At 60.4% G+C, this 12,659-nt stretch carries 12 protein-coding genes; 10 read left to right on the top strand and 2 right to left on the bottom strand.

The features are described 5' to 3' along the window. Nucleotides 1-8 precede the first annotated feature (8 nt). Complete coding sequence (locus JTP94_RS28265; protein WP_204853754.1) at nucleotides 9-1,295, bottom strand: nucleotide sugar dehydrogenase; 1,287 nt, start codon at nucleotides 1,293-1,295, stop codon at nucleotides 9-11. 260 nt (nucleotides 1,296-1,555) lie between these two features. Between JTP94_RS28265 and JTP94_RS28260 the strand changes: the two genes are divergently transcribed. The 4 genes from JTP94_RS28260 to JTP94_RS28245 all read left to right on the top strand — a co-directional run bounded on the left by JTP94_RS28260 (nucleotide 1,556) and on the right by JTP94_RS28245 (nucleotide 5,226). Beyond that, nucleotides 1,556-1,744, top strand: coding sequence for a hypothetical protein (locus JTP94_RS28260; protein ID WP_204853753.1), 189 nt, complete (start codon nucleotides 1,556-1,558; stop codon nucleotides 1,742-1,744). Between the two features lie 126 nt (nucleotides 1,745-1,870). Next, nucleotides 1,871-2,554, top strand: a complete 684-nt coding sequence (locus JTP94_RS28255) for a YoaK family protein (RefSeq protein WP_204853752.1) — start codon at nucleotides 1,871-1,873, stop codon at nucleotides 2,552-2,554. Nucleotides 2,555-2,693: 139 nt separating this feature from the next. Then, the gene (galE, locus tag JTP94_RS28250) at nucleotides 2,694-3,677 is read left to right on the top strand and encodes a UDP-glucose 4-epimerase GalE (protein ID WP_034510998.1); all 984 of its coding nucleotides are present in this window, start codon (nucleotides 2,694-2,696) and stop codon (nucleotides 3,675-3,677) included. Then, nucleotides 3,655-5,226 (top strand): alkaline phosphatase family protein, encoded by a 1,572-nt coding sequence (locus JTP94_RS28245; protein WP_204853751.1) that lies wholly within the window; start codon nucleotides 3,655-3,657, stop codon nucleotides 5,224-5,226. The genes galE and JTP94_RS28245 overlap by 23 nt, the downstream gene beginning before the upstream one ends. Before the next feature lie 21 nt (nucleotides 5,227-5,247). Here the strand turns inward: JTP94_RS28245 and JTP94_RS28240 are convergent, their stop codons facing one another. Beyond that, a complete protein-coding gene (locus tag JTP94_RS28240) occupies nucleotides 5,248-5,754 on the bottom strand; it encodes a DUF1993 family protein (RefSeq protein ID WP_204853750.1) in 507 nt (168 codons plus the stop codon). A 185-nt stretch (nucleotides 5,755-5,939) separates the two neighbouring features. Here JTP94_RS28240 and JTP94_RS28235 point away from each other — a divergent pair, with 185 nt between their 5' ends. From JTP94_RS28235 to JTP94_RS28210, 6 genes are all read left to right on the top strand, one after another. After that, the gene (locus tag JTP94_RS28235; RefSeq protein ID WP_204853749.1) at nucleotides 5,940-6,086 is read left to right on the top strand and encodes a hypothetical protein; all 147 of its coding nucleotides are present in this window, start codon (nucleotides 5,940-5,942) and stop codon (nucleotides 6,084-6,086) included. A 38-nt stretch (nucleotides 6,087-6,124) separates the two neighbouring features. Further along, nucleotides 6,125-7,054 carry a sugar ABC transporter substrate-binding protein gene (locus JTP94_RS28230; RefSeq protein WP_204853748.1) on the top strand — a complete coding sequence of 310 codons (930 nt, stop codon included), beginning with the start codon at nucleotides 6,125-6,127 and terminating at the stop codon, nucleotides 7,052-7,054. Between the two features lie 72 nt (nucleotides 7,055-7,126). Further along, nucleotides 7,127-8,668, top strand: a complete 1,542-nt coding sequence (locus JTP94_RS28225; RefSeq protein WP_204853747.1) for a sugar ABC transporter ATP-binding protein — start codon at nucleotides 7,127-7,129, stop codon at nucleotides 8,666-8,668. Between the two features lie 32 nt (nucleotides 8,669-8,700). After that, nucleotides 8,701-9,726, top strand: coding sequence for an ABC transporter permease (locus JTP94_RS28220; RefSeq protein ID WP_204853746.1), 1,026 nt, complete (start codon nucleotides 8,701-8,703; stop codon nucleotides 9,724-9,726). Between the two features lie 177 nt (nucleotides 9,727-9,903). Further along, nucleotides 9,904-10,980, top strand: coding sequence for a dipeptidase (locus JTP94_RS28215; RefSeq protein ID WP_204853745.1), 1,077 nt, complete (start codon nucleotides 9,904-9,906; stop codon nucleotides 10,978-10,980). A 28-nt stretch (nucleotides 10,981-11,008) separates the two neighbouring features. Beyond that, complete coding sequence (locus tag JTP94_RS28210) at nucleotides 11,009-12,649, top strand: ABC transporter substrate-binding protein (RefSeq protein ID WP_204853744.1); 1,641 nt, start codon at nucleotides 11,009-11,011, stop codon at nucleotides 12,647-12,649. Nucleotides 12,650-12,659 lie beyond the last annotated feature (10 nt).

Below are 12,659 nucleotides of genomic sequence, written 5' to 3'. Positions count from 1 at the left end.
CTAGATCTCTACAGGCTCCAGACCGAGTGGCCTACCAGCAGGGGATTGCTGGGGTCGAGCGCCGCTTTCACGTCGACAACCACGGCGTTCTCGGTCAGCAGATCGAGGATATCGGCAGCACCCTCGGCCAGATAGGATTTGTGCGGAACGGCAAGAACGAGGGCGTCGAGCTTGCCGAAATCCTTCAGTTGCGCCAGGCGTATGCCGTATTCCTCTTCCGCTTCCGGATGGCTGGCCATCGGATCATGCACCAGCGGCTCCAGGCCAAACTGGTGTAGCTCGCGGATGATGTCAGGCACTCGGCTGTTGCGCAGATCGGGCACGTTCTCCTTGAAGGTCAGGCCGAAGATGCCGATTCTGGCGCCATTGATAGGCTTCTTTGCCGATACCAGCATCTTGATAAGCTTCTGGGCGATGAAGGCGCCCATGCCGTCATTGATGCGGCGGCCGGAAAGAATGACCTCCGGGTGATAGCCGAGCTCCTCCGCCTTGGCTGTGAGATAATAGGGATCGACGCCGATGCAGTGGCCGCCGACGAGGCCGGGGGTGAAAGGCAGGAAATTCCATTTCGTCCTTGCCGCCTTGAGCACGTCGGCGGTGCGGATATCCATCTTTTCGAAGATGATCGACAGCTCGTTCATCAGGGCGATGTTGACGTCGCGCTGGGTGTTCTCGATCACCTTGGCGGCTTCGGCGACCTTGATGCTGGGGGCGCGGTGAATGCCGGCCTCGACCACGGCGCCATAGACGGCGGCGATCCTCTCCAGCGTTTCCTCGCTGTCGCCGGCGACGACCTTCACGATGCGCTCGAAGGTGTGTTCCTTGTCGCCGGGATTGATACGTTCCGGCGAATAGCCGACATGGAAATCCTCGCCCTGCCGCAGGCCGGAAACCTCCGCCAGCACCGGGCCGCAGACGTCCTCCGTCACGCCGGGATAGACAGTCGATTCGTAGATGACGACTGAGCCCTTGCGCAAAGCTTTGCCCACCGTGCGCGAGGCGGAGATCATCGGCCTGAGATCCGGCTGCCGGTTGCCGTCGATCGGTGTCGGCACGGCGACGATGAACATCTCGCGATCCTGCAGGTCCTGCAGGTCGCTGCTGATGCGCAGACCGCTCGCCTTCAGCCGTTCGGACGACACTTCGCGGGTATCGTCCTCGCCCGCTTTCAGGGCTGCGACGCGAGATGCCTTGATGTCGAAACCGACCACATCATGAAATTTTTCGGCCAGCGCGATCGCAACGGGCAATCCGACATAACCCAGGCCGATGACGGCAATTTTTTCGTTCAACACACCATACCTCGAACAATCCACCTGAGTTAGCCCAAATCCATGGCCCGTGTCAGTGCCAATATTTGTCTTCAGCGCGGTTTCAGGTGCAGGTCGCATGAATGTGAATATCGGGTGAGGGCTTTGCAATAGGCGGGGGATACGGTGTTACAGCCTGTTGCGGAAGCAGTTTTGGCGATGCGCCTGACATGTGCATCGAAACTTTCTGGTCTCGAACCTATTTATAAGAGTGAGACTTATTTTCTCGGAAAGCGTGGTTCGCGATGCGAAACAGCCATCTCAAACATCTCCGTGCCCAACGCGAGGAACTCGAGGCCAAGCTTGAGCTGCATATAGCGCGCTATTGTTTTGGCGAAGGTGACGTCGAGGACGGCACCGAAGCAGAGCTTCAGCAAAGGATTACAGAAATCTCCGACGAGATCGACGTGCTCGAAAGCGCGCGCGGCGAATAGGTGTGAGCGGCGATTTCGTCGGAGAAATCGTCACAAGCTTGCACAGCGCGAATGTGCAATTATCTCGACATCGGCGACTGTTCGGCGCGATAAGATCGAAGCGATCAACGCGAAGACGAGGAGCCGATGAAGCCGAGCCTGCCCACTCTCCTGAGCATCAATGGCGGCTATGTCGATACCGCCGGATTTCTTGCCTTGCATGGCCTGTTCACGGCCCACGTCACAGGCAATTTCGTGACCTTCGGCGCCGCCATGGCGCTCGGAACGTCCGGTGCCGCGGCCAAGCTTCTGGCGCTGCCGGTCTTCTGCATCGTCGTCATTCTCGCGCGCCTCATCGGCAGTGATCTGTCGCGGCGCAACCTGCCGACATTGCAGATCATCCTGTCGCTGAAATTCCTGCTGCTGGTGCTTGCCGCCATCTTCTCCATCCGTTTCGGCCCGTTCGCCGACGGGGATGGCTGGCAGGCGATCCTCACAGGCATGACACTGGTCTCGGCGATGGCGATCCAGACGACGGCTCATCGCGTCCATCTTGGTTCGACGCCACCGACGACGATGATGACGGGGACGACGACGCAGATCATGATCGATATTGCCGATATGCTGCGCGGGGCCGAGCCGGAGGCACGGGCGGCAATGACCGCCCGGCTTGTCCGCATGGGAGCTGCCGTCGGCGGTTTTGCCCTCGGCTGCGGGACAGCCGCGGCGCTTTTTCTGCTCGCCGGGATGCAATGTTTCCTGCTGCCGCCGGTTCTGGCGCTCGTCGGAATTCTCATGCATACCGGCAGGGCTGCGGCGAAGCCGGCTTAGCTTTTCGTCAAGATCCCGCCAATCTTGCGTCTTTCTCCGGCCTTGCAAGTCGGCTACAGCTCTCTAACTCTACGCGTCGGATCGAACACGGTCCGCCGCACTTGGGTTAGATGTCGTTGAAGGTTGAGAAGGGGTGTTTATGGCAGGAGAAACGGTGCTTGTAGTAGGTGGAGCCGGCTATATCGGCTCGCATACATGTCTGGATCTGGCGAACAAGGGATTTCAGCCGGTCGTCTATGACAATTTCTCCAACGGCCATCGCGAATTCGTCAAATGGGGGCCGGCCGAGGAGGGGGATATCCGCGATCGCGCGCGCCTCGACGAGGTGCTTGCCAAACACAAGCCCGCCGCCATCCTGCATTTCGCCGCGCTGATCGAAGTCGGCGAGTCGGTCAAGGATCCCGTTTCCTTTTATGAAAACAACGTCATCGGCACGCTGACCCTGCTTTCGGCAGCGCAGGCGGCCGGTGTCGGGGCCTTCGTCTTTTCCTCCACCTGCGCGACCTACGGCTTGCCGCAGAGCGTGCCGCTCGATGAGAGCCACCGGCAGGTGCCGATCAACCCTTACGGCCGCACGAAATATATCGTCGAGCAGGCGCTTGCCGACTATGACCAGTACAAGGGGCTGCGCTCGGTGGTGCTGCGCTATTTCAACGCCGCCGGCGCCGATTTCGAGGGGCGTATCGGCGAGTGGCATACGCCGGAAACCCATGCCATTCCATTGGCCATCGACGCCGCACTCGGCCGCCGCCAGGGCTTCAAGGTGTTCGGCAGCGACTACGACACGCGCGACGGGACCTGCGTGCGTGATTACATCCATGTGCTTGATCTCGCCGACGCGCATGTCCGGGCGGTGGAATATCTGCTGCGCGGCGGCGAATCCGTAGCACTCAATCTCGGCACCGGCACCGGCACGACGGTGAAGGAACTGCTGGGAACGATCGAGACCGTGTCGGACCGGCCGTTCCCGGTCGAATATGTCGGCCGTCGCGAGGGCGATTCGACGACCTTGGTCGCCAACAACGACAAGGCCCGCGATGTCCTCGGCTGGTCGCCGAAATACGATCTGACCGAGATCGTCGAATCCGCCTGGAATTGGCATGCCAAGTCCAACCAGCACTGAGCACCACTCCTCTCTGGGTGGCATTGGGGGCAAGCGCCCCAACGTCTTGTTGATTTCAGCTGATCAGTGGCGGGGCGATTGTCTTTCCGCCGTCGGCCATGATTGCGTTAGCACGCCGAATGTCGATGCGCTGGCGCGGGAGGGCGTGCTGTTTCGCCGGCATTATGCGGGGGCCGCACCCTGCTCGCCGGCGCGGGCGACGCTCTATACCGGCCTTTATCAGATGAACCATCGCGTTTGCCGCAACGGGTCGCCGCTGGATGCCCGTTTCGACAATCTGGCGCTTGCCGCGCGTCGGGCCGGCTACGATCCGACGCTGTTTGGCTACACGGACACGGCGCCCGATCCGCGCAGCAGGGATCCTCACGACCCACATCTGATGACCTATGAGGGCGTGTTGCCGGGCTTCACTGCGCGGCAGCTTCTGCCCGAGCATGAGAAACAATGGCTGTCCTGGCTGCGATCGCGCGGCCATGCCGATGCCGTCAGCCGCGAAATCCATATTCCCGTCGGCGCGAAGCCCGGCGAGATCTCAAGCAATGCGCCCGCCTATTCCAAGGATGAGACGCAGACGGCCTTCCTCGCCGGCGAATTCATCCGCTGGCTGGGCGAACAGGACGCGCCCTGGTTCGCACATGTTTCCTTTCTGAGGCCTCATCCGCCGTTCTCGGTGCCGGAACCCTATAATCGCATGTTCTCCGCGAGTGATGGCCCGGCCTTCGCGCGCGCCGCCGACCGCGAGACCGAGCAGGCAGCGCATCCGCTTCTTGCCTTCGCCCTGCCGCTGATCGGCAAGGGCAGTTTCATCTACGGCGGCGAAGGTCCAATCGCAGACTGGACTGCGCAGGATCTGTCGGCGATCCGCGCCATCTATTACGGCATGATTGCCGAGGTCGACGCGCAGCTCGGGCGGATCTGGCAGGCGCTCAGGGATGCCGATGCCTGGGATGACACCGTGATCGTCTTCACATCGGACCATGCCGAAATGATGGGCGATCACTGGATGCTCGGCAAGGGCGGCTTTTTCGACGGCAGTTATCATGTTCCGCTTGTTATTCGCGATCCCGCGCTGTCCGCCGCCCACGGTCGGGAGGTGGAGCATTTCACCAGCGCTGCGGATATCTTCCCGAGCCTGTGCGACCGGCTCGGCATCGAGCCTCGAAACCATGTCGATGGGGAAACGCTGCTGCCTTTTCTCACGGGTGCCGTGCCGGAGGGCTGGCGCGAGGCGGCATTCTGGGAGTTCGATTTCCGCGACATTGCCAATGGCGAGCCTGAGCGGCATTTCGGCCTGAAATCCAATGCCTGCAACCTCGCCGTTATCAGGGACGAGCGCTTCAAATACGTCCATTTCGCCGGCCTGCCGCCACTCCTGTTCGATCTGGCGCAAGATCCGATGGAGCTTTCCAATGTCGCTGCTGATGGAGCCTACGCGGCGACCCGGCTTGCCTATGCCGAAAAGCTTCTGGCCTTGCGGGCACAGCATCTGGACCAGACGCTTGCCTATACGGAGCTGACGGAAGAAGGGCCGGTTTCGCGCCGGCCCTGATCGAGATTCACTGGCAGGCTATCAGGCAAACGGTCCGAGATAGGTCATCTTGCCGACGGGCAGGCCACGGCTGCGCAATATGCCGTGTGCCGTGGTGACGTGGAAGAAGAAGTTCGGCAGCGCGAACTTTGCAAGATAATCCTCGCCCTTGAAGACCGTCTTGTTGCCTCCCGGCGAGATGGTGACCTCCCGCTCGTCGCTGCCTTCCATAGCCTCCGGCGTCACCGTCGCGAGGAAATCCTGCGTTTTCTTCAGACGCTCGCGCAGGTCGGCGACGGTGGTCTCGTTGTCTTCGAAGCGCGGGGCATCGATGCCGGCGAGCCGGGATATGGTGAGCTTCGCGGTATCGGAAGCGCGCTGGTACTGACCGGAAAGCGGCAGCATGTCGTCAAACAGACGCGCCGTAATGAGTTCATTCGGCTCGATACCTTTTTCAGCGGCATAGGCCTCGATCTTGTCGAGATAGGCGGAAAGATTTTGCAGGCCGCGCTGAAAGACGGGGACCGAGAAACTGTACATCGAAGGCATGCTTGTTCTCCGTTACGGCCGGCCGGGCGGCCGGGATCAGTGGTGTTCTACCCTGTTGGTATGGCGATGGAACGTCCGTTCCACCTGTGGGGGTGCCCGTATGTAGGTTCGATCGTCGATTCTTGCAGTATCCGCCCTGAGAAATCCGTCATCGCCGGCTTCTGCGAGGCGGTCAGAAAATAGTGTTGACCTTTGTGTTGAAAAATGGAATGAATATTCCGCATAAAGAATTTTACGGTTTGTTTGTTCCGTTTTTCAATGTGGCCGCCATGGGAGTGACGGCCGAATTGATTGTAGGTCCTGCGGTCGAAACCGGGGGCTCCGGCATTTAGGAGGGGTGCGGCCGGGCACCGTATCTGGGAGGAAAAACATGAAGAAATTCATCCTTGGCTCGGCGATGGCGCTCATGCTGTCGACTGCGGCCCATGCCGAAACCATCGGCGTTTCGATGGCGCTGTTCGACGACAACTTCCTGACCGTTCTGCGCAACGGCATGCAGGACTACGCCAAGACCTTGAAGGGCGTGAACCTGCAGGTCGAGGACGCTCAGAACGATATCGCCAAGCAGCAGAGCCAGATCCAGAACTTCATCGCCAGTAAGGTCGATGCCATCATCGTCAACCCGGTCGATACCGATGCAACGGCTGCCATCTCCAAGCTTGCCGCCGAAGCCAAGATCCCGCTGATCTACGTCAACCGCGAGCCGGCGAACGTCGACAGCCTTCCCGACAAGCAGGCCTTCGTCGCGTCCAACGAGCAGGAATCCGGTACGCTGGAAGCCAAGGAAGTTTGCCGGCTTCTCGGTGGCAAGGGCAAGGCCGTCGTCATGATGGGCGAATTGTCCAACCAGGCTGCCCGCATGCGCACAAAGGACGTGCATGACGTTATCGCCACCGACGAATGCAAGGGCATCACGATCGTTCAGGAGCAGACCGCCAACTGGCAGCGTACCCAGGGTGCCGACCTGATGACCAACTGGCTCTCCAGCGGCATTGAATTCGATGCCGTGATCTCCAATAACGACGAAATGGCGATCGGCGCCATCCAGGCGCTGAAGGCTTCTGGCAAGTCGCTCGACAAGATCGTCGTCGCCGGTGTCGACGCGACGCAGGATGCATTGGCTGCGATGCAGGCCGGCGACCTGAAGGTCACGGTGTTCCAGGATGCCGCCGGTCAGGGCAAGGGCGCCGTGGATGCCGCGCTGAAGCTCGCAAAGGGTGATAAGATCGAGAAGAAGGTCTACATTCCCTTCCAGCTCGTGACGCCGGCAAACGTCAAGGACTTCGTCAAGAAGAACTGACGGCACGATGATCGACGGATGCGGGCGTTTAAGCCCGCATCCTCACAAATCCGAGCTGCCCGGGAGGAAAAAATGGCTGTAAGCCCATCCACCATGGCTGCGGTACGCGCCAGCGGCGCCGTCCCCAATGCCGCCTATTTGCTCAGCGCGGAAGGCATCCGCAAGGAATTTCCGGGCGTGCTGGCCCTCGACGATGTTTCCTTCCGCCTGAAGCGCGGCACTGTGCATGCGCTGATGGGCGAAAACGGCGCCGGCAAGTCGACGCTGATGAAGATCCTTGCCGGCATCTACGTGCCGGACCAGGGCGAGGTGCGCCTCAAGGGCGTCGAGATCCGGCTGAAATCGCCGCTGGATGCGCTGGAAAACGGTATTGCGATGATCCATCAGGAACTCAACCTGATGCCGTTCATGACCGTTGCCGAGAATATCTGGATCCGGCGCGAGCCGAAGAACCGCTTCGGCTTCGTCGATCACACCGAGATGAGCCGCAAGACCGAAGAGCTGTTCCGCCGTCTCAATATTTCGATCGATCCCGAAATCCAGGTAAGCGAGCTTTCGGTTGCCAGCCGGCAGATGGTCGAGATCGCCAAGGCGGTCTCTTATGATTCCGACGTGCTGATCATGGACGAGCCGACCTCGGCGCTGACCGAGCGCGAGGTGGCGCATCTGTTCGAGATCATCCGAGGTCTGCGCGAACAGGGCATCGGTATCGTCTACATCACCCACAAGATGAACGAGCTGTTCGAGATCGCGGACGAATTCTCGGTCTTCCGCGACGGCAAATATATCGGCACGCATGCGTCCACCGATGTCACCCGCGACGACATCATCCGCATGATGGTCGGCCGCGAGATCACGCAGATGTTCCCGAAGGAGGAGGTGCCGATCGGCGAAACCGTCCTCTCGGTCAAGGATTTGAGCCTCGACGGTGTCTTTTCGAATGTCTCCTTCGATGTCAGGGCCGGCGAAATCCTCGGGGTTGCAGGATTGGTGGGCTCCGGGCGATCGAATGTCGCCGAGACGATCTTCGGCGTGACGCCGGCATCCTCAGGCACGATCGAGCTTTTCGGCAAGAAGGTCGCGGTTTCCTCGCCGGCGGCGGCGATCCGCCACGGCATGGCGTTTCTGACCGAAGATCGCAAGGATACGGGCTGTCTGCTGATCCTCAGCGTGCTCGAAAACATGCAGGTCGCCGTGCTGCATGACAAGTTCGTGCGCGGCGGCTTCGTGCAGGAGGGCTCTGTGGAGCAGGCCTGCGAGGAGATGGCGCGCAAGCTGCGCGTCAAGACGCCGAACCTTGATGAGCGGATCGAAAATCTTTCCGGTGGCAATCAGCAGAAGGCGCTGATCGGCCGGTGGCTGCTTACCAAACCCCGCATTTTGATCCTGGACGAGCCGACGCGCGGCATCGATGTCGGCGCCAAAGCGGAAATCCATCGCCTGGTCACCGAAATGGCGCGCGACGGCGTGGCCGTCGTCATGATCTCGTCGGAAATGCCCGAGGTGCTCGGCATGAGCGACCGCATCATGGTGATGCATGAGGGACGGGTCACCGGATTCCTGGATCGAGCGGAAGCAACTCAAGTGAAGGTGATGGAGCTGGCGGCGCAGTGACGCCGTCAATCATCGCAAGGGAGGATTGAACCATGGTTAGCAAAGTTGCAGAGGCGGCCGCACCGGCATTGACGCGTCCGAGACGTCGCCGCGTTCCGCCGGAACTCGGCATCTTCCTCGTGCTGATCGGCATTGCGCTCGTCTGCGAAATCCTCGGCTGGATCTTCGTCGGGCAGAGCTTCCTGATGAACGTGCAGCGCCTGAAGATCATGATCCTGCAGGTCTCGGTCATCGGCATCATCTCGATCGGCGTGACGCAGGTCATCATAACGGGCGGGATCGATCTGTCGTCGGGCTCCGTCGTCGGCCTGACCGCCATGGTCGCGGCGAGTTTTGCCCAGTCCTCCACCTGGGCGCGGGCCGTCTATCCGGCGCTGACCGACATGCCCTTCTTCGTTCCGATCGGCGTCGGGCTTTTGATCGGCCTGCTTGCCGGCTATATCAACGGTCAGCTCATCACCCGGACGAAAATTCCTCCTTTCATCGCCACGCTCGGCATGATGGTCTCGGCGCGCGGCCTGTCGAAGCTCTACACCAAGGGCCAACCGATCTCCGGTCTCACCGATCAGTTCAATTTCATCGGTTCCGGAATCTGGCCTGTCATCGTCTTCCTGATCATCGCGGTCGCGTTCCATGTCGTGCTGCGCTACACCCGCTACGGCAAGTTCACCTATGCGATCGGCGCCAACATGCAGGCAGCGCGCGTGTCGGGCATCAATGTCGAAGGGCATCTGGTCAAGGTCTATGCAATTGCGGGGCTTCTGGCCGGCCTTGCCGGCATCATAACGGCCGCCCGCGTCCAGACGGCGCAGGCCGGCATGGGCGTGACCTATGAATTGGACGCGATCGCAGCCGCCGTCATCGGCGGTACCTCGCTCACCGGCGGTGTCGGGCGCATCGCCGGCACGGTGATCGGCACGGTCATCCTCGGCGTAATGATTTCCGGCTTCACCTTCCTGAACGTCGACGCCTATTACCAGGAAATCGCCAAGGGCGTCATCATCATCGCCGCCGTCGCCATCGACGTCTACCGCCAGAAGAAGCGAGCCAAACGCTGAAACGCTTGAAACACCACTGGTGAGCTTGAGGCGGGGTTTTACCCCGCCTTTTTCATTTGCATCCAGCATTCCATGCAAATGCAAATTTTTTTCATTTGGGTATGGCGAATCCCGTCAGCTTTTCTATTCTGGCCGCTTTCCATCTGCTCCCCATGAGCACTTCACCCAGGATAGACGATGCAGTCCGTATTCGATGGTCATAATGACGTTCTGTTGAGACTCTGGCATCACGAGCGCGATGGCGCCGACCCGATCGCCGAATTCAAGGATGGGACATCGGGCGGCCATATCGACGCGCCGCGCGCCAAGGCCGGCGGTCTGGCCGGCGGTCTCTGCGCCATCTACATTCCATCAGGCGATCTCGTCTTCGCCGATCCCGATCGCAACGGTCATTACGCAACGCCGCTTGCTGTTCCCCTGGAGCGGGCGCCGTCGCTCGATATCGCGCTGGAAATGGCGGCGATCGCGCAGCGACTCGATCGCGCCGGCGCCTGGAAGCTTTGCCGCTCCACCGCGGAAATCCGCGATTGCATGGAGAAGGGCATCTTCGCAGCTGTGATGCATATGGAGGGCTGCGAAGCCATCGATGCCGACCTCGTCGCGCTCGAAACCTTCTATGCGGCGGGGCTGCGTTCGCTCGGCCCCGTCTGGAGCCGCAACAATGTCTTCGCCCACGGCGTGCCTTTCGCCTATCCGAGCTCTCCGGATACCGGGCCGGGCCTGACGGATGCAGGCTTTGCGCTGGTGCAAGAATGCAACCGGCTTGGCATCCTTATCGATCTTGCCCATATCACCGAGAAGGGCTTCTGGGATGTGGCCAGGACGTCGGATCAGCCGCTCGTTGCCAGCCATTCCAATGCGCACGCGCTGACGCCCGTTGCCCGCAATCTCACCGACAAGCAGCTCGGTGCGATCAAGGAAAGCCACGGCATCGTCGGCCTGAACTACGCGACTGCCATGCTGCGCGAGGATGCCCGCTCGGATGCCAATACGCCGATCGAGGCCATGGTGCGTCATGTCGATCATCTGGTCAGCCGCGTCGGCATCGATTGCGTCGGCCTCGGATCGGACTTCGACGGCGCGACGATTCCAGAGGAAATCAGCGATGCGGCGGGTAACCAGAAGCTGATTGCCGCCCTTCGGAACGTTGGTTATGCTGAGGCCGATCTTGTAAAGCTGTGTAGGGAGAACTGGCTTCGCATCCTGGCGTCCGCTTGGAAGGAAGGCAGTGCAACACGCGCGTCGCAATATTGATAAAAGCTCAAATAAGGGAACGAAAACAATGATGATTACCAGGATGAACCGCAGCTTCCGCGTCCTTACGGCCGGTGTGGCTCTCTCTATTCTGACAATGGCCGTGCCGAGCGCTTTTGCCGCAACGCCGAAGGACACGCTGGTCGAAGGTTTTTCCTTTGACGACATTCTGAGCATGGATCCGGCCGAAGCCTACGAACTTTCCGCTGCCGAAATCACCGGCAACAGCTACAGCCTGCTCGTTCGCCTCGATATCAATGACACTTCCAAGATCCAGGGCGATCTTGCCGAGAGCTGGTCGGTTTCCGATGATCATCTGACCTATACGTTCAAGCTGAAGCCCGGCCTGAAATTTGCCTCCGGCAATCCGATCACCGCCGATGACGTCGCCTGGTCCTTCGAGCGCGTCGTCAAGATCAACAAGAGCCCGGCCTTCATTCTTACCCAGTTCGGCCTGACGGGCGACAACGTGACGGAAAAGGCCAAGGCCACCGATCCGAACACCTTCGTCTTTACCGTCGACAAGCCCTACGCGCCGAGCTTCGTGCTGAACTGCCTGACCGCGACCGTCGCCGAAGTGGTCGACAAGAAGCTGGTGCTGCAGCACGTCAAGCCGGTGACGCCGTCGGCCGACAGCAAATACGACAACGACTTCGGCAATGGCTGGCTGAAGACCGGTTTTGCCGGCTCAGGCCCGTTCAAGCTGCGTGAATGGCGCGCCAACGAAGCCATCGTCCTCGAGCGCAACGACAATTACTACGGCGAAAAGCCGAAGCTTGCTCGCGTCATCTACCGTTTCATGAAGGAAAGCTCGGCGCAGCGTCTGGCGCTGGAGAACGGCGATATCGACGTTGCCCGCAACCTGTCGCCGACCGATCTCGCAGCCGTCGAGAAGAACGCCCAGCTTGCCTCCACCAACGCGCCGAAGGGCACGATTTACTACGTCAGCCTCAACCAGAAGAACCCGAACCTTGCCAAGCCGGAAGTGCAGCAGGCGTTCAAGTACCTGGTCGATTACGATGCCATCGGCAAGACGCTGATCAAGGGCATCGGCGAGGTCCATCAGACTTTCGAGCCGAAGGGCCTGCTTGGTGCGCTGGATGAAAATCCGTTCAAGCTCGATATTGCCAAGGCGAAGGAACTGCTCGCCAAGGCCGGCTTGCCCGACGGCTTCTCCGTGACCATGGACGTGCGCAGCATCGAGCCGGATACCGGTGTCGCCACTTCGATCCAGCAGACGCTCGGCCAGGCCGGCATCAAGGTGGAGATCATCCCCGGCGACGGCAAGCAGAAGCTGACCAAATATCGCGCCCGCAATCACGACATCTATTTCGGCAACTGGGGCAACGACTATTGGGATCCCCATTCCAACGCCGATACGTTCACGACCAACGACGACAATTCTGACGGCAGCTCGAACAAGACGCTTTCCTGGCGCAACACCTGGACGACGCCTGAGTTGGAGAAGGAAACCAAGGCAGCGCTGTTTGAGGGCGACGCCGCCAAGCGTGCCGCCATGTATCAGGACATCCAGAAGAAGTTCCTGGATGCCAGCCCCTTCGTTATCCTGTTCCAGCAGACGGAAGTTGCCGGCTATCGCAAGGACGTGAAGGACTTCAAGCTCGGTCCGAGCTTCGACACCAACTTTGTCTGGCCGGTGTCAAAGTGACAATCCGGCA

Source organism: Martinezella lusitana, from assembly GCF_016901135.1.
GTDB lineage: Bacteria > Pseudomonadota > Alphaproteobacteria > Rhizobiales > Rhizobiaceae > Rhizobium > Rhizobium lusitanum_D.
The sequence above is the reverse complement of the archived record's forward strand: the minus strand, read 5'-3'. Positions and strand labels throughout refer to the sequence as shown.

What these genes read in the sequence shown, in the direction of transcription:
- JTP94_RS28260 (WP_204853753.1), top strand. Translation starts at nt 1,556, where the DNA reads ATGCGAAACAGCCATCTCAAACATCTCCGTGCCCAACGCGAGGAACTC.
- JTP94_RS28255 (WP_204853752.1), top strand. Translation starts at nt 1,871, where the DNA reads ATGAAGCCGAGCCTGCCCACTCTCCTGAGCATCAATGGCGGCTATGTC.
- galE (WP_034510998.1), top strand. Translation starts at nt 2,694, where the DNA reads ATGGCAGGAGAAACGGTGCTTGTAGTAGGTGGAGCCGGCTATATCGGC.
- JTP94_RS28245 (WP_204853751.1), top strand. Translation starts at nt 3,655, where the DNA reads ATGCCAAGTCCAACCAGCACTGAGCACCACTCCTCTCTGGGTGGCATT.
- JTP94_RS28240 (WP_204853750.1), bottom strand. Translation starts at nt 5,754, where the DNA reads ATGCCTTCGATGTACAGTTTCTCGGTCCCCGTCTTTCAGCGCGGCCTG.
- JTP94_RS28230 (WP_204853748.1), top strand. Translation starts at nt 6,125, where the DNA reads ATGAAGAAATTCATCCTTGGCTCGGCGATGGCGCTCATGCTGTCGACT.
- JTP94_RS28225 (WP_204853747.1), top strand. Translation starts at nt 7,127, where the DNA reads ATGGCTGTAAGCCCATCCACCATGGCTGCGGTACGCGCCAGCGGCGCC.
- JTP94_RS28220 (WP_204853746.1), top strand. Translation starts at nt 8,701, where the DNA reads ATGGTTAGCAAAGTTGCAGAGGCGGCCGCACCGGCATTGACGCGTCCG.
- JTP94_RS28215 (WP_204853745.1), top strand. Translation starts at nt 9,904, where the DNA reads ATGCAGTCCGTATTCGATGGTCATAATGACGTTCTGTTGAGACTCTGG.
- JTP94_RS28210 (WP_204853744.1), top strand. Translation starts at nt 11,009, where the DNA reads ATGATGATTACCAGGATGAACCGCAGCTTCCGCGTCCTTACGGCCGGT.